This is a genomic window from Bradyrhizobium sp. BR13661 (assembly GCF_029892425.1).
GTDB lineage: Bacteria > Pseudomonadota > Alphaproteobacteria > Rhizobiales > Xanthobacteraceae > Bradyrhizobium.
Genome location: NZ_JARXWB010000012.1, coordinates 135,106 through 151,764, shown reverse-complemented (window position 1 = coordinate 151,764; position 16,659 = coordinate 135,106). Strand labels below are relative to the sequence as shown.

At 63.1% G+C, this 16,659-nt stretch carries 11 protein-coding genes and 1 tRNA gene; 11 read left to right on the top strand and 1 reads right to left on the bottom strand.

The window, feature by feature from the left end; translation table 11 throughout:
- The first annotated feature begins 102 nt into the window (after positions 1–102).
- The 11 genes from M2427_RS20740 (at position 103) to M2427_RS20690 (ending at position 8,173) form a co-directional block, all read left to right on the top strand.
- The gene (locus M2427_RS20740) at positions 103–1,809 is read left to right on the top strand and encodes an FAD-dependent oxidoreductase (RefSeq protein WP_280708550.1); all 1,707 of its coding nucleotides are present in this window, start codon (positions 103–105) and stop codon (positions 1,807–1,809) included.
- A gap of 201 nt (positions 1,810–2,010) precedes the next feature.
- Positions 2,011–2,319, top strand: coding sequence for an EthD family reductase (locus tag M2427_RS20735; protein WP_280708450.1), 309 nt, complete (start codon positions 2,011–2,013; stop codon positions 2,317–2,319).
- A 181-nt stretch (positions 2,320–2,500) separates the two neighbouring features.
- The gene (locus M2427_RS20730; RefSeq protein ID WP_280708449.1) at positions 2,501–3,010 is read left to right on the top strand and encodes a hypothetical protein; all 510 of its coding nucleotides are present in this window, start codon (positions 2,501–2,503) and stop codon (positions 3,008–3,010) included.
- 26 nt (positions 3,011–3,036) lie between these two features.
- Positions 3,037–3,861 (top strand): alpha/beta hydrolase, encoded by an 825-nt coding sequence (locus M2427_RS20725; protein WP_280708448.1) that lies wholly within the window; start codon positions 3,037–3,039, stop codon positions 3,859–3,861.
- A 155-nt stretch (positions 3,862–4,016) separates the two neighbouring features.
- Positions 4,017–4,466 (top strand): DUF2948 family protein, encoded by a 450-nt coding sequence (locus M2427_RS20720; protein WP_280708447.1) that lies wholly within the window; start codon positions 4,017–4,019, stop codon positions 4,464–4,466.
- A 99-nt stretch (positions 4,467–4,565) separates the two neighbouring features.
- Entirely contained in the window at positions 4,566–5,861 is a 1,296-nt protein-coding gene (hisD, locus tag M2427_RS20715) for a histidinol dehydrogenase (protein ID WP_280708446.1), read from the top strand.
- Positions 5,858–6,355, top strand: a complete 498-nt coding sequence (locus M2427_RS20710) for a UPF0262 family protein (RefSeq protein ID WP_280708445.1) — start codon at positions 5,858–5,860, stop codon at positions 6,353–6,355. The genes hisD and M2427_RS20710 overlap by 4 nt, the downstream gene beginning before the upstream one ends.
- Before the next feature lie 6 nt (positions 6,356–6,361).
- Positions 6,362–6,829, top strand: coding sequence for a low molecular weight phosphatase family protein (locus M2427_RS20705; protein WP_280708443.1), 468 nt, complete (start codon positions 6,362–6,364; stop codon positions 6,827–6,829).
- Positions 6,830–6,985: 156 nt separating this feature from the next.
- A complete protein-coding gene (locus tag M2427_RS20700; RefSeq protein ID WP_211381135.1) occupies positions 6,986–7,615 on the top strand; it encodes a Maf-like protein in 630 nt (209 codons plus the stop codon).
- Between the two features lie 125 nt (positions 7,616–7,740).
- Positions 7,741–7,920, top strand: coding sequence for a DNA gyrase inhibitor YacG (gene yacG, locus M2427_RS20695; RefSeq protein ID WP_280708442.1), 180 nt, complete (start codon positions 7,741–7,743; stop codon positions 7,918–7,920).
- A gap of 177 nt (positions 7,921–8,097) precedes the next feature.
- Positions 8,098–8,173, top strand: a tRNA-Phe gene (locus M2427_RS20690).
- 143 nt (positions 8,174–8,316) lie between these two features.
- Here M2427_RS20690 and M2427_RS20685 read toward each other — a convergent pair.
- On the bottom strand, positions 8,317–16,491 hold the full coding sequence (locus tag M2427_RS20685; RefSeq protein WP_280708440.1) for an Ig-like domain-containing protein: 8,175 nt from the start codon (positions 16,489–16,491) through the stop codon (positions 8,317–8,319).
- Positions 16,492–16,659: the final 168 nt, after the last annotated feature.

The window sequence follows — 16,659 nt, the reverse complement described above, 5'->3', positions numbered from 1 at the left end:
CGCGTCGCGCTTTAGGTTATTGTTTGAGCATGATCTTTTCGGAAAACCGCTTCACACTTTTCCGGATCACGCTCCTGAACTTTGGAGTGCATGGACGTGGCCATGGGGCAGAACGAGCAGGACCAGACCGATCGGACCGCGATGATGTCGCGTTTCATCCGCCCCGAGCAGACGTTTCCGACGTTGACGCCGGCCGAGATCGAGCGCCTCAGGCATTTCGGCGAGCTTCGCACCTACAAGGACGGCGAGCTGCTGTTCGAAACCGGCAAGCCGGGGCCGGGCATGTTCGTCGTGCTGAAGGGCCACGTCGCGATCACCCAGCGCGACGGCCTCGGCCATGTCTCACCGTTGATCGACCAGGGGCCCGGGCAATTTCTGGCCGAGCTCAGCCAGCTCTCAGGCCGTCCGGCGCTGGTCGATGGCCGCGCCGAGGGCGATGTCGAGACGCTGCTGCTGCCGCCGGAGCGCCTGCGTGCGCTGCTGGTCGCCGAGGCCGAACTCGGCGAGCGCATCATGCGCGCGCTGATCCTGCGCCGCGTCAATCTGCTGCAGGCCGGCGTCGGCGGCATCGTGCTGATCGGTCCATCGCATTCGGCCGGCGTGGTGCGGTTGCTGGGTTTTCTCACCCGCAACGGCCAGCCGCATCATCTGCTTGATCCCGACAGGGATCGCGATGCCGCCGAGCTGATCGCGCGCTATTCGCCCAAACCTGAGGATTGGCCGCTGGTCGTCACGCCCGATGGCGCGGTGCTGCGCAACCCTGGCGAGACCGAGCTTGCGCGCGCGATCGGCATGATCGGCGGTCCGCGCAATGATCGCATCTATGATGTCGCGATCGTCGGCTGCGGCCCGGCGGGGCTTGCGACCGCGGTGTATGCGGCCTCCGAGGGGCTATCGGTCGCGGTGCTCGATACCAGAGCGTTCGGCGGCCAGGCCGGCGCCAGCGCGCGCATCGAAAACTATCTGGGTTTTCCGACCGGCATTTCCGGCCTGGCGCTCACGGCACGCGCGTTCAACCAGGCGCAAAAATTCGGCGCGGACATCATGATCCCCGTCACGGTGCAGTCGCTCGACTGCACCCGCAAGGACGGGGCTTTTTCCGTCGCTCTCGACGGCAGCGATGCCCTGCGCTCGCGTTCGGTGGTGGTCGCAAGCGGCGCGCGCTATCGCAGGCCTGATATCGCCAACCTCGACAAGTTCGAGGGGCGCGGCGTCTGGTACTGGGCGTCCCCTGTCGAGGCGAAGCTGTGTGCCGGCGAGGAGGTCGCGCTTGTCGGCGCCGGCAATTCGGCCGGGCAGGCCGCAGTATTTCTGTCAGGCCACGCCAAGAAGGTGCTGATGATCATCCGCGGCGGCGGCCTAGGCGCCAGCATGTCGCGTTATCTCATCGAGCGCATCGAGGCGACGCCGAACATCGAGCTGCTGTTCAACACCGAGATATCGGCGCTCGAGGGCGACGAGGCCTCGCTGCTGCGGCGGATCCGCTGGAAGAGCCGGCTGTCTACGGATGAGGATTCCGCCGACATCAGGAATCTCTTCTTGTTCGTTGGCGCCGATCCCGCCACCGGCTGGCTCGACGGCTGCGGCGTCACGCTCGATCGCGGCGGCTTCGTCGTGACAGGCGCGCAGTCCGAACAGAACCAGGGTCGGCTGGTCGCGCCGTTGGAAACGTCTGTTCCCGGTGTCTACGCCGTCGGCGACGTCCGCTCCGGCTCGGTCAAACGCGTCGGCGGCGCCATCGGCGAAGGCGCGCAGGTGGTCGCCTCACTGCACGGTTATCTCGGCGACGCCGCAAAACCGGCGCTTTAGTCAAGGACAAGACAAGCAAATGGCAAGTCGAATGTGACTTGCGATTTTGCCGACAACTGCAGACTATCTCCTCATCCTGAGGAGCCGCGAAGCGGCGTCTCGAAGGATGAAGGCCCAGCCGGGCCTGCATGGTTCGAGACGGCGCTTGCGCGCCTCCTCACCATGAGGAGCTACAAACAAAACGCTTAACGGGAGGACTAAATGGCCGAACTCGTCGTGCTCTATAAAACGCCCAAAGACACTGCCGCCTTCGACAAGCATTATGCCGAGACCCACATTCCGCTCGCCAAGAAACTTCCCGGCCTGAAGAAATATGCCGTCAGCACCGGTGCCGTCGGCTCGCCCGCAGGTCCCTCGGGCATTCACCTCGTCGCCATCCTCAGCTTCGACAGCGTGGCCGACATCCAGAAGGCGTTCGGAAGCGAAGAGGGCAAGGCGGCTGCAGGCGACGTGCCGAAATTCGCCAGCGGCGGCGCCGACCTGCTGATCTTCGACACCAAGGAAGTCTGAATCTCCGCTATCGTCGAACGCTGCCATCGTTTGTGACAGCGCTGCAATAAATTCAGTCATGCATTTGTCGATTCGCACGATGATGCATGGCTGCACGCGCATGTGTGATCGTGCGCATGTGGCAATCCGATAAGGACCGTAATATTTCTCCGATCTCAATGCTGAGAACAGGAGATATGTCATGGTACTCGGAATGAGCCTGCAAGCCTTCACACTGGTCCATGTCATCATCAGCCTGATCGCCATCGCCGCCGGCCTCGTCGTGATGTTCGGCCTGCTCGGCTCGAAGCCGATGCCGGGCCTCACCGCGGTCTTCCTGTTCTTCACCATCCTCACCAATGCGACGGGCTTCCTGTTCCCCTTCAAGGAGCTGCTGCCCTCCTACATCATCGCCGGCATCTCGCTGGTGCTGCTCGCGATCGCCTGCTTCGCGCTCTACGGCATGAAGCTCTCGGGCGTGTGGCGGCCGGTCTATGTCGTGACTGCGATGATCTCGCTCTATTTCAACGTCTTCGTGCTGATCATCCAGTCGTTCTTGAAGATTCCGGCGCTCGCCGCGCTTGCACCGGCGGTGCCGCCGGCACCGCCCTCCGGCCCGGTGTTCGCCGCGGTGCAGGGCATCGTGCTGGTGTTCTTCGTGCTGGTGACCATCGGCGCCTGGCGCCGCTACAAGCCGATGGCGTTCGCCTGATCGTTTTTGACTGAAGGAGCCCCCCTATGCCCACTATCACCACCAAAGACGGCGTCGAGATTTTCTACAAGGACTGGGGCTCGGGCCAGCCGATCGTGTTCAGCCATGGCTGGCCGCTGTCGTCAGACGACTGGGACGCGCAGATGATCTTCTTCGTCACCCGCGGCTATCGCGTCATCGCCCATGACCGCCGCGGCCATGGCCGCTCGGCGCAGGTCGCCGACGGTCACGACATGGATCACTATGCCGACGATCTCGCCGCGCTCACCGCGCATCTCGATTTGAAGAATGCGCTTCACGTCGGCCATTCCACTGGCGGCGGCGAGGTGGTGCACTACATCGCCCGTCACGGCGAGTCTCGCGTGGCGAAAGCCGCGATTCTCTCGGCGGTGCCACCGCTGATGGTGAAGACCGAGGCCAATCCCGGCGGTCTGCCGAAGAGCGTGTTCGACGGTCTCCAGGCCGCGCTCGCCGCCAGCCGCACGCAATTCTACCGCGACCTCCCCGCCGGTCCGTTCTACGGCTACAACCGTCCCGGCGCAAAACCCTCGGAAGCGGTGATCCAGAACTGGTGGCGCCAGGGCATGATGGGCGGCGCGAAGGCGCATTACGACGGCATCGTCGCATTCTCGCAGACCGACTTCACCGAGGACCTGAAGAAGATCAACGTGCCGGTGCTGGTGATGCATGGCGACGACGACCAGATCGTTCCCTACGCAGACTCAGCGCCGCTGTCGGCCAAGCTTCTGAAGAACGGCACGCTCAAGACCTACAAGGGATTTCCGCACGGCATGCCGACCACGGAAGCCGAAACCATCAACGCGGACTTGCTGGCGTTCTTCAAGAGCTGAGCGTTGCCTCTGCTCGCAGGAGCGGGTGGGATGTCACAGCGACGCTCACCGGTGTATCTTCGAGCTCGCAGCCGCCGTGTCGGCTGCGAGCTTTTGGATATTTCGGCGGCGGCGCGCGTTGAGCCCCGTCCGCCCCCCCTGGAGAAGTGCCGGCGATGTCTCCCCAGCTCAAACTGATCGCGCTCGATGCCGACGATCTCGCGGTGATCTCGACCCATGTGCAGGATGCGCGCGTCCAGCCGTCCGACATCGTCTGGCGGCAGGGTGAGAGGCGCCTGGTGGTCGGCATGAGCCGGCTGGACTGGGAGCAGACGCTGGAGGGTGAGACCGCGCCGCGCCGGCTGGTCGCCGCACTCCGCTTCGACCGCGTGCTGGCCTGCAAGTCGCGCAACATCGATCTCGCCGCGCCTGAAGCGGTGCTCGACCTCGTCGGCATCGAGTTTCATCCCCAGGGCGGCCGCGACGAGGAGCCCGGCGGCAGCGCTTTGCTGCTGTTTGCCCAGGGCGGGGCCATCCGCCTCGACGTCGAGTGCCTGGAGTGCGAGCTGACCGATCTGGGGCCGGACGAATTGGGGGCGGGACTGCAGATCGAGGGGGAGGGGTGAGGCGGCCTGTATAGGGTTGACGCAGCTTCCCCGCCGCGCCATTGAGCAGGGGGCCGGTGAGCCGGACCATGCTCCTAACCAGCAGAAGCCAAGCCCAAAATGCCCGTTCGTCTCGACCGCAGCAGCGCCGATTTTGACCAGCGATTCCAGGCCTTCCTCGCCGCCAAGCGCGAGGTTTCGGCCGACGTCGAGGCCGCCGCGCGCGCCATCGTCGACGACGTCGCCAAACGCGGTGATGCGGCCCTGCTCGAGGCCACCGCCAAGTTCGACCGCCTGAAGCTGGATGCCTCGGGCCTGCGCATTTCGGCCGCCGAAATTGAAGCTGCGACAAAGGCCTGCGATGCCGCGACGCTGGATGCGCTCAAGCTCGCGCGCGATCGCATCGAGATCTACCATCGTCGCCAGCTGCCGAAAGACGAGCGCTTCATTGATCCGCTCGGCGTCGAGCTCGGCTGGCGCTATTCCGCGATCGAATCCGCCGGCCTCTACGTGCCCGGCGGTACTGCGGCCTATCCGTCTTCGGTGCTGATGAATGCGGTGCCGGCGAAGGTTGCCGGCGTCTCGCGCCTCGTGATGGTGGTGCCCTCGCCCGATGGCAAGCTCAATCCGCTGGTGCTGGCGGCGGCCGCGCTCGGCGGCGTCAGCGAGATCTATCGTGTCGGTGGCGCGCAGGCGGTGGCGGCGCTCGCCCATGGCACCGCGACGATCGCGCCTGTCGCCAAGATCGTCGGCCCAGGCAACGCCTATGTCGCCGCCGCAAAGCGACTGGTGTTCGGCAAGGTCGGCATCGACATGATCGCCGGTCCCTCCGAAGTGCTGGTGATTGCCGACGATACCGGCAACGCCGACTGGATCGCCGCTGATCTGTTGGCGCAGGCCGAGCACGATGCCAGCGCGCAGTCGATCCTGATCACGGACTCCGCGCGCCTTGCCGCCGATGTGGAGAAGGCCGTCGAGGCGCAGCTGAAGACGCTGCCGCGCGCCGCGATTGCCGGCAAGTCCTGGGCTGATTTCGGCGCCATCATCATGGTGAAAACTCTCACCGACGCCATCCCGCTGGCAGACGCGATCGCTGCCGAACATCTCGAGATCATGACCAGCGATCCCGACGCGCTCGCCGCAAAAATCCGCAATGCCGGTGCGGTGTTTCTCGGTGCGCATACGCCGGAGGCGATCGGCGATTATGTCGGCGGCTCCAACCACGTGCTGCCGACGGCGCGCTCGGCGCGATTCTCCTCGGGCCTCGGGGTCGCCGATTTCATGAAGCGCACCTCGATCCTGAAATGCGGCCCGGACCAACTGCGTGCGCTGGGGCCGGCTGCGATGACGCTTGGACAAGCGGAAGGGCTGGACGCTCATTCGCGCTCGATTGGATTGCGCCTCAATCTGTCATGACAAAGCCGCCCGAACAGGACGACTCGACCAATCGCATCGTCGCGGTCACCCTCGACGAGGACTCGATCGGCCGTTCCGGGCCCGACATCGAGCATGAGCGCGCGATCGCGATCTACGATCTGATCGAGCAGAACCTGTTCGCGCCCGACGGCGCGGAGGGCAAGGGACCGTTCACGCTGCATATCGGCATCACTGGCAGCCGGCTGATGTTCGACATCCGCCAAGAGGACGGCACGCCCGTGGTCGCCCATCTCTTGTCGCTGACGCCGTTCCGGCGGATCGTGAAGGACTATTTCATGATCTGCGACAGCTATTACCAGGCGATCCGCACCGCGACGCCCGACAAGATCGAGGCCATCGACATGGGCCGCCGCGGCATCCATGACGAGGGATCGCGTACGCTGCAGGAGCGGCTGAAGGGCAAGGTGCGCGTCGATTTCGAGACCTCGCGCCGGCTGTTCACGCTCATCACTGTCCTGCACTGGAAGGGGTAACCGCGGATGGCTGCGCCCCCACGCGCACGCGATCCGCAATCGGTGCTGTTCGCCTGCGCGATGAACAGCGTGCGCTCGCCGATGGCGGAGAGCCTCCTGCAGCACATGTTTCCGCACGGCCTCTATGTGAAGTCGGCCGGCGCGAGAAAAGGCGAACTCGATCCGTTTGCGGTTGCCGTGATGGCTGAGCTCGGCCAGGACATCTCGACCCACAAGCCGCAGACCTTCGAGGAGCTGGAGGACTGGGAGGGGCTCAATTTCGACCTCATCATCACCCTCTCGCCGGAGGCGCATCACAAGGCGCTGGAGCTGACCCGCACGCTTGCCGCCGACGTCGAATATTGGCCGACGCACGATCCGACCACCATGGAGGGCAGCCGCGACCAGAAGCTCGCCGCCTATCGCGAGGTCTGCGACCAGCTGTTGATGCGCATCCGCCGGCGGTTCGCGAAAGTGGGCGCGGCGAGCGGGTAGTATGGGGCGGCCGTAACACCCGCGTCACAGACTAAGGGCACACGCATGTCGGACACCTCGAATCAGCAAAGTCCGGGTTCCCGGGTTGTGAAATCAGCCCCCTTCCGATAGGTTCCGCGCGCAATTCACCCCCTGCCTGATCCCCCAAATCACCTGATGCTCGGCCGCCCCAAATTCGTTCTTGCCTCCGGTTCGCCGCGGCGCCTGTCGCTGCTCAACCAGGCCGGCATCGAGCCGGACGCGCTCCGGCCGGCCGACGTCGACGAGACGCCGAAGCGGGGCGAGCTGCCGCGCGCCTGCGCCAATCGCCTCGCGCGGGCCAAGGCCGATGCGGCGCTCAAGTCGGTGCAGCTGGACGACGAACTGCGGGGCGCCTTCATCCTCTCCGCCGACACCGTGGTGGCGGTCGGCCGCCGCATCCTGCCGAAGGCCAATCTGGTGGACGAGGCCGCGCAGTGCCTGCGGCTCTTGTCGGGCCGCAACCACCGCGTCTACACCGCGATCTGTCTGGTCACGCCGCGTGAGGCGTTCCGCCAGCGTCTGGTCGAGACCCGGGTCCGCTTCAAGCGCCTCTCGGAAGACGACATCCAGGCCTATATCGGCTCCGGCGAATGGCGCGGCAAAGCGGGCGGCTATGCCGTGCAGGGCATAGCCGGCTCGTTCGTGGTGAAGATGGTGGGGTCCTACACCAACGTGGTCGGCCTGCCGCTGTACGAGACCACGACGCTGCTCGGTGGCGAAGGCTTTCCGATCCGCTTCGGCTGGCTCAACGCCACCGCGGTCTGACAAAACCGCGAAAACAACCCCATGCACAGTAGAACCGGTCGGCGAGGATCCTGCGCCGCGGCCTGAGAAACCTGTTTGCCGACGGGCCCTTGAACGCCCCGACCTCGTGTACAGCTATCCCGATCATGGACGACCAAGTCAAAAAGCCCGCCCCGCCCCTCAAAACCTGCCCGATCTGCGGCAAGCCGCAGGCGCAGGCCACCCGTCCGTTCTGCTCGTCGCGCTGCCGCGACGTCGATCTGAACCGCTGGCTGAAAGGATCCTACGTCATCCCCGGTCGGGATGACGAGGTCGACGACGTATAATAGCAAGTAATATCAATGTCTTATTCGGTCGACCGGAGTGCCGCGGCAAGCCCGCCTTACCTTGTGCACAGCCGGGCCGCGCCCGGCGAAGCCGAAGGCGAAGCGCGGGTGGACAGGCAGCTCTCGGCCCACTATAAACCGCCCGCTCGATGGGCTTTGGCCCCTCTCGTGGAGCACGCCCAGGTAGCTCAGTTGGTAGAGCATGCGACTGAAAATCGCAGTGTCGGTGGTTCGATTCCGCCCCTGGGCACCATCCCCCGTTAAGCATCAGGTCCTGATCAGCCGGCAAGCGCTGTTTGCCGCGACCGCAGGTGGCCGCCAAGCGCAGCGAGGGCGGGGCTAGCTCGAGGAGCGATCCTTGAGGTTACTGATCTCGGCGTTCCATCGCTGTTACGGCTAAACAAACAAGACGTCGTTGGCATGGGCCAACAGCATTCTGACCGAGGTGTGCTGCAGCTCGATCGTGTGCGCGGGGTCTGTTGCGACCACGACATTCGATCCGGATTGCGTCACCTCGGTGCTGGTCAGCAGCGCTTGAACCGTCGCGAATTGGGAAAATAGCGAGTGGTCCAGTTCAAGGATGTCGTGTGGATTGCCACTGGTCGTCGCCACATGGAAGTCGGTGATCGCGGCCCTGCCGAAACCAGCCTTGAACACGAAGGTGTCGCCGCCGCCACGTCCTGTGATGACGTCAGTGCCCGAGCCGGCCTGGAAGATATTCGCGCCGGACGATCCGATCAGTCGCTCGTTGCCGGAGCCGGCTATGATGTTCTCGATCGAGTTCAGCACGCTGAAACCGACCTGACTGCCGACCATGGTGTCTCGCGCAAGGTTGACCGTCACATGGCCGGAAATCTGCGAGAGATCCAGCGTATCGTTGCCCGGACCGCCATTGAGGAAATGGAATTGGAAATTGCTGCCCGGCATCAGCGTGATGGTATCGTTGCCGGCAGCACCGTTGACGACGAAATTGGCGGAGGAGATCGTGATGTGGTCAGCGCCGGCAGTGCCGGCCACAACCGCCTGGTTGGCCGGAGCGACAATCTGATTGTCGAGCGTGAAAGTCGCGACGCCACTGCTGCCGACATTGCCCGCGAGGTCGGTGTCGATGGCCGTGACGAAATGGGTGCCGGTACCGACCAGCGTGATCTGTTCTGACCAGTGGCCGGTTGCATCAACGGTGACGGCGCTCCCTATGTTGTTGGTGTTGTCGGATAGCTGGATCTGGGTCCCAGCCTCTCCAGTGCCGGAAACGGTCAACTGTGGATTGGCAATCTGCGCGTCCGGCGTCGTGATCGCCATGTGCGGGGCGAGCGAGTCGTAGATGAAGGCCAGGCTCGCATGGCCGGCGCCAGCGGTGTTGGTCTCGCTGGCGGTGACGGTGTGCGACCCCTGCGACAGGTTGGCGGGTGTAAAGCTCCAGCTGCCGGAGGCGTCGGCCGTTGTCGTGCCGATCGATGCGCTGCCTTCGGTGAAGGTGACGATCGCAAACGGATCGCCTGTGCCGGCAAGCGTCGGGTCGTCGGTCAACCGGTCGGTCGCACTCGCGCCGGTGTCGTGCGCGAGCGATTCGGTGACTTGAGGTGGCGTGATCGGCGCCACGGTGATCGAGGTACCGGCTTTGCCGTCGCTTGCCGCGGTGAAACGTTCGCCGAGATTGGTGCTATCGAGTTGTAGGGAGCCGATCTCCACGCCGTTGCTGAAGAGGTGCAGCGTGGCAGTCGCATCGAGCGAGGCGCTGGTGACCTTGAGCTGAGTGAGGTCGATCCGATCGCCAACGCTGAAGCCCGAGATGTGAGCCCCGATGGTCGTGTTGTCGATCGTCGCGTCGTCGAGAACGAGGGTTTCGTTCGTGCCTTTAAGGAACTGAATGGCTTGACCGGCGATCGATGTGTTGCTGAGCGTCAGGGTTGCGTTCGCATCGATGAGAAGCCGCCCGCTCGTTCCGAACAATCCTGCATTTGCGAAATCGATATGCGAACCGGCATTGGCCTGGATGGTGCCATTGTTGGTCACAAACGTCTGCGAGAAAACAAGTCCGCCGGTGCCGGAGGCTTCCATCAGGCCATCGTTGACTGCGTCAATCCTGACCGCGTCGAAAAGCGTGGTATTGAATTTGAGCGCGTTTGTCCCGGTGGCGTTGATGATGCCGCTGGCCTCGTTGTGCAGTGTAAAGACTGCATTGAAATTACTACCTCCCCCTGTGATGAAGGAGCCGGCACCAGAGATCGTCTCGAAATTGTCGAGGGTGGTGTTACCGCTCGAGTTGAAAATTGAGTCAGGAGTGACGGAGTTAAGACTCGAGTCGGATAGCCGAACTGTCCCGTCGCCAATCAGCGTGGCGTTACTCGAAATGAGCAGGCTGGCTGAGCTTGTGGACGTTCCGAGAAGATTGATGGTGCCTTCGTTGGCGATGGTACCGTCGATACGCAGGGTGTGGTTGCCGCCGACGTCGACAGTACCGAGATTGGTTAGCGCTCCATTCGAAAGGCCGTCGAGTGTGGGGCCGGGTTCACCCGAATTCGTATCTGCTGTGGCCTCCGACTGAATGACGCCGGTGCCGATCGTTCTCAGAGTTCCACCGAAGATGACGGTACGGTTTTCGAGGTCGACATGTGAGCCATTGTTGGCCTGAATGGTCCCATTATTGGTGACGAACGTCTGCGTGAAGATCAGGCCTCCGGTGCCAGCGGCTTCCATCAGGCCGTCGTTGATCACGTCAACCCTGACCGCATCAAAAAGCGAAGTGTCGAACCTGAGCGCATTTGTTCCGGTGGCGTCGATGACGCCGCTGGCCTCGTTGTGCAGCGTAAAGACTGCGTTGAAATTGCTTCCTCCCCCGGTGATGAAGGAGCCCGCACCAGAGATCGTCTCGAAATTGTCGAGGGTGGTGTTGCCGCCGGAGTTGAAAATTGGGTCGGGGGCGATGGTGTTGAGGTTCGAGTCGGATAGCTGAACTGTTCCGTGTCCAATCAGCGTGGCGTTGCTTGAGATGAGCAGGCTGGCTGAGCTTGTGGAGGTTCCGAGAAGTTCGATGGTGCCGTCGTTGGCGATGGTGCCCTCAATACGCAGGGTATTGCCATTTCCGATCTCAATGAGGCCGAGATTGGAGATCGCGCCGTTCGAAATGCCGTCGAGGGTCGGCCCGGACTGATCAAAAGCCACGTTTGCCGCTGACGCCGACCGGATAACACCCGTGCCTGTCGTCCTCAGTGTCCCGCCGGAGATGACGGTGCCGTTTTCGAGATCGACATGCGAGCCGTTGTTGGCCTCAATGGTGCCGTTGTTGGTGACGTTGACGGCGTCAAGAACCAGGCCACCCCTACCCGAGGCCTCGATCAGGCCGGCATTGGTGAGCGTTCCATGAATGTCGACTCCCGGAGCCCCCTCGATCACGAGCGCGTTGAGGCCGGTGGCGTTGATGATGCCGCTGGTGTCGTTCTGAAGCGTCAGGGATGTGTCGATGGTGGCAGGACCGATCAGATAGAAGGTGCCAGCGCCCTCGATCGTCTGCGCATTTTCGAGGGTGCCGGTGCCGGTATCCTGGATGGAATTGAGCCCTGAGTCCGAAAGCACGACCTTGCCCGTGCCGAACAGCGCCGCGCTGCCGTTCACCACCAACGTCGCTGCCGAAGTCGTATCGCCGAGAACGTTGATCGAGCCGAAGTTGTTTATGGTTCCGCTGATGCGGAGCTGATAGCCGGCATCGATATCGACCGTCCCGAGGTTTGTTACGCCGCTGAGTTGGGCAGCGGCTTCCGGATCGATGCTCTTCGACCGGATCGCTCCGGTGCCGATTGTGCGTAGTGTACCACCAGCGATGGTGGTCCCGTCATAGAGGGCAACATTCGAGCCGTTGTCCGCCTCGATGATGCCGGATGTGTTGGTGATGCCTACTGCAGAGAAAACAATCCCTCCGCCAATGTCGAAGGCCCCTGTCCCAATATCGATATGTGAGCCGTTGTTGGCCTCGATGGTGCCGCTATTGGTGACGTTAACGGTCTCGAGAACCAGGCCACCCGCACCCGATGCCTCGATCAGGCCGGCATTGATGATTGTACCGCTGACGCCGACCCCCGGAGCTCCCGTCATCGCGAGGCCATTGACACCGGTGGCGTTGATGATGCCGCTGGTGTCATTCTGCAACGTCAGAGATGTGTCGATGGTGGCAGGACCGATGAGATAGAAGGTACCGGCTCCCTCGATCGTCTGCGCATTTTCGAGGGTGCCGATGCCGGTATCCTGGATGGAGTTGAGTCCCGAGTCCGACAGCACGACCTTGCCCGTGCCGAACAGCACGGCGCTACTATCCACCAACAATGTCGCTGCCAAAGCCGCATCACCGAGGACGTTGATCGAGCCGAGGTTGCTTATGGTTCCGTTGATGCGGAGTTGATAGCCGGCATCGATATCGACCGTCCCGAGGTTTGTTACGCCGCTGAGTTGGGCAGCGGCTTCGGGATCAATGCTCTTCGACCGGATCACTCCCGTGCCGATTGTGCGTAGTGTGCCGCCGGCGATGATGGTTCCGTCATAGAGGGCAACCTCCGAGCCGTTGTCCGCCTCGATGACGCCGGATGTGTTGGTGATACCTACAGCGGAGAAAACAACACCTCCGCCAATGTCGGAGGCCCCTGTACCAATATCGACATGTGACCCGTTGATGGCCTCGATGGTGCCGATGTTGGTGACGTTGACGGCTTCGAGAACCAGGCCGCCCTTGCCCGATGCCTCGATCAAACCGGCATTGATGATAGCACCGCGGGCGCCGACCCCCGGAGCCCCCGTCATCGCGAGGCCATTGACACCGGTGGCGTTGATGATGCCGCTGGTATCATTCTGAAGCGTCAGGGATGTATCAATGGTCACAGGGCCCAAGAGATCGAAAGTACCGGCTCCCTCGATCGTCTGCGTATTTTCGAGAGTGCCAGTGCCGGAATCCTGGATGGAATTGAGCCCCGAGTCCGACAGTACGACCTTGCCCGTGCCGAACAGCGTTGCATCACCACTCACCAGCAAAGTCGTCGGCGAGGCGCTCGAGCCAAGCGTGATGGTCCCGTTGTTCGTCACCGAGCCACTAATCAGTCCGGTAGCTCCGTCGAAGATGATCGGTTGAGGCCCAGTTCCCGGGATGAAGATGTCCTGGCCCGCAATCGGCGCGCCGGGCGTTGTCCAATTCGCGGCGTTGTTCCAATTGTTCGGGTCGCTGGCGACCGTACTGGTCCAGGTCTTTTCCGTCACCACCGGGATCCTGAACTGACCGGACGCATTTCCGAATCCGTCACCTACTCCGCCGGTGATGAATTCCAGCCCGACGACTGTCCCGGTAATCGTCAGCGATGCCAGCTCCGCATTGACCTGATCCAGGCTGCCGCTCAGCGTCAGGTGGTTGGTCCCGCTGCCGATGACCGGGCTTCCGCCGAAGTTCGCGGACAGCAGCCCGTAGGCGTCAGACAAGACCACCACAAAGACCTCGCCGGTGGTGTTGCCGGTCTCGGCCACCTTCATGAGAGGCACTGGCGTCACAAGTCCCGCAGGAGCCCTGACGACCGAAGGCGTCGTGATCGTCGGCGCTCCGTTGACGCTGACATCGACCGAAACAAACGGCGCGCTCTCGCCGTTGCTGTTGCTGGCCAGCATGAACAGCGAATCGGGTGTCGTCGACGTGTTGGTGTCGGTCAGCGTCGTCAGGTCGGCGTTGACCTGGTCGAGCGTGCCGGTGATGGTCAGCGTGTTGGCGCCGCTGTTGACGATGGTGCCGCCGCCGCCCGGGACCAGGGTGGAGGCTGACAAGGCGCCGTTGACGTCCGAGAGCACGATCGAGAAGGTCTCGCCCGGCGTCGTCGGGGACTCCACGAGGCTGATGCCGCTGATCGAACCGGCTTGATTGACGCCGGTTATCGCCGATGAGGGAGCGATGATCGAGAAAGGCACATTGGTGCCAGGCGTGACCGTGACCGCGATCTTGTGGTCGTCGCTGCCACCGCGCCCGTCGCTGGTGGCGACGTCGATCTGGTCCGGCCCGACGCTGTTGCTGAGGAAGGAGAGCGTGGCAAGCGCGGCATTGACCTGGCCGAGGCCGCCGCTGATGATCAGTTGCTGGGTGCCGCTGCCGGTGATGCTGGCGCCACCGCCGCTGCCGGGCACGAAGGCAGACAAGAGGCCTGTGGTGTCGGTCAGCACCACCGTCATGTTTTCACCGGTGCCGCTTTGGGCATCCGGATCGGCGACGCTGATCTGGTCGGCGCCGGTGAATGACAGCGCAGTGCCCTTGGACACGGTCTCGCTCGCCGGCGCGGTCGTCACCGGCGGCTGGTTCGCCACCACGTTGATTGCGATCTTGTGGTCGTCGCTGCCGCCGCGCCCGTCATTGGTCGCGATGTCGATCTGGTCCGGCCCGACGCTGTTGCTGAGGAAGGAGAGCGTGGCAAGCGCGGCATTGACCTGACCGAGCCCGCCGCTGATCGTCAGTTGCTGGGTGCCGCTGCCGGTGATGCTGGCGCCTCCGCCGCTGCCGGGGGGGAAGGCAGACAAGAGGCCCGTGGTGTCGGTCAGCACCACCGTCATGTTTTCGCCGGCACCGCTTTGGGCATCGGGATCGGCGACACTGATCTGATCAAAACCGGTGAAGACGAGAGGAGTGTTGGTGGATGCGATCTCGCTCGCCGGTACCGTCGTCACCGGCGGCTGGTTCGCCACCACATTGACCGCGATCTTGTGGTCGTCGCTGCCGCCGCGCCCGTCACTGGTTGCAACGTCGATCTGGTCGGGCCCGGCGCTGCTGCCGAGGAAAGTGAGCGTGGCAAGTGCGGCGTTGACCTGGCCGAGGCCACCGCTGATCGTGAGTTGCTGGGTTCCGCTGCCCGTGATGCCGGCGCCGCCGCCGCTGCCGGCAACAAAGGCCGACAACAGCCCGGACGTATCGGTCAGCACGACCGTGATGTTTTCGCCGGTGCCGCTCAGCGCGTCGGGATCAGCGACGCTGATCTGGTTGGCGCCGGTAAAAGCGAGCGGCGTGCCTGTGGAGGCGATCTCGCTCACTGGTACCGTCGTCACGGGCGGCTGGTTCGCCACCACATTGATGGCGATCGTGTGATCGTCGCTGCCGCCGCGCCCATCGCTGGTCGCGACGTCGATCTGGTCGACTCCGAGGCTGTTGCTGAGGAAGGACAGCGTGCCGAGTGCGGCGTTGACCTGACCCAGGCCGCCGCTGATCGTCAATTGCTGGGTGCCGCTACCGGTGATGGAGGCGCCACCGCCGGCGCCGTTGACGAAGGCCGACAACAGGCCGGTGGTGTCGGTCAGCACGACCGTGATGTTCTCACCGGTGCCGCTCAGCGCGTCGGAATCGGTGACGCTGATCTGGTTGGCACCGGTAAAGGCGAACGGCGTGCCCTTGGACGCGATCTCGCTCGCCGGCGCGGTGGTGACCGGCGCCTGGTTGGTGAAAACGCTGAGCAGGCTCCCGGCGGCGCCGTCGCCTGAGACCAGAAATGTCTTGCCGGTATAGTCACCGGTCATCTGCAAGGTGGCTACTGTCGCACCGCTTGCATCCCGCAACACAAGCAGGTCGGAACCATCGATCGTCGCCGATTTCGCCGTCGTGTGGGTGAGATCGATGGTATCCAGTGTCGTGAAGCCTTGCAGCGTGGCTGCAAATCCTGCCGCATTCACCGCGTCGATGATCAGCTTCTCGCCGGTTTCCGGCGCATCGAAGTTGATGGTTTCGCTGCTGGCTACGGCGCCCGCGAATTCGAGCGTCGAGCCGTCGAACAGCCGAGCCGAGCCGGTACCTACCACATCGTTGGCGATCAAGAGTGAACTGGTCCCCTGACTCTCGGACCAGAGTTGACCGTTGTTGGTGATCGATTGCCCGGTGACCGCAATCGAGCCGACGCCGCCCACAATGCTGCTGGCGTCTATGAAAAGCTCGGCGGCCTGGAAGTTATCGTTGACCAGCGAGATCCGGCCGTTGCTGACGACGTTGATCGAGTTCAGAAACGGTGTGTTGTGTGCATTCAGCGACAGCTCGTTGCTGAGCGTGGCTGTGCCGCTCACGTTGAAAAGCGAGGCGGTGATATCGATCAGGTTGACCCCGTTGGAGACCTCGAATTTGGATCCCGCGCTGAGGCTCACATTGGTGAGCAACGTATCGATGGGACTGGCTGCACCGGGAGTGTCGAGATCAATAAATGTCCCGCCGGCCTCGATGACGAAGTTGGCACGTTGCCCGCCTGTCAACAGCCCATTGGAATCGAGATTGGCAATCGCGCCCGCCTGCACCGTTCCTGCCACGTCGAACGACATATCGACTGAGGTCGCGACGACGCTGATTGAGCCGGCGACGTCGAGGGTCGCACCGCTGGCGACAAAAGTGGTTTCATTGACGACGAGACTGTTGACGGTGGCATTGCTGCTCAGCGTTGGGAACGGCAGGTGCGGCCCGCCTCCCATGTCGACGTCATCGGCGTTTCCCGGAATGCGTCCGGCTGGCTGCCCGCCGATGGACCAATTGAGTGGATCGTCCCAGTTGCCGTTGTTCGCCGCGCCGGTCCAGATCAGTAACGCCATGTTACGCCCCCATTGCTGGTTGCATCGCTATTAAGTAGTAAATAGAAAAATAAACACGTATAAATTGAAAAATCGGGCGGTCTTAGGCACGCAAGAATGGAACCCACAGAAGTGGGAGAACCGCAGCAACTCGGCTTTCATTGACCAAACGGTGGCGCCGAATGTGAC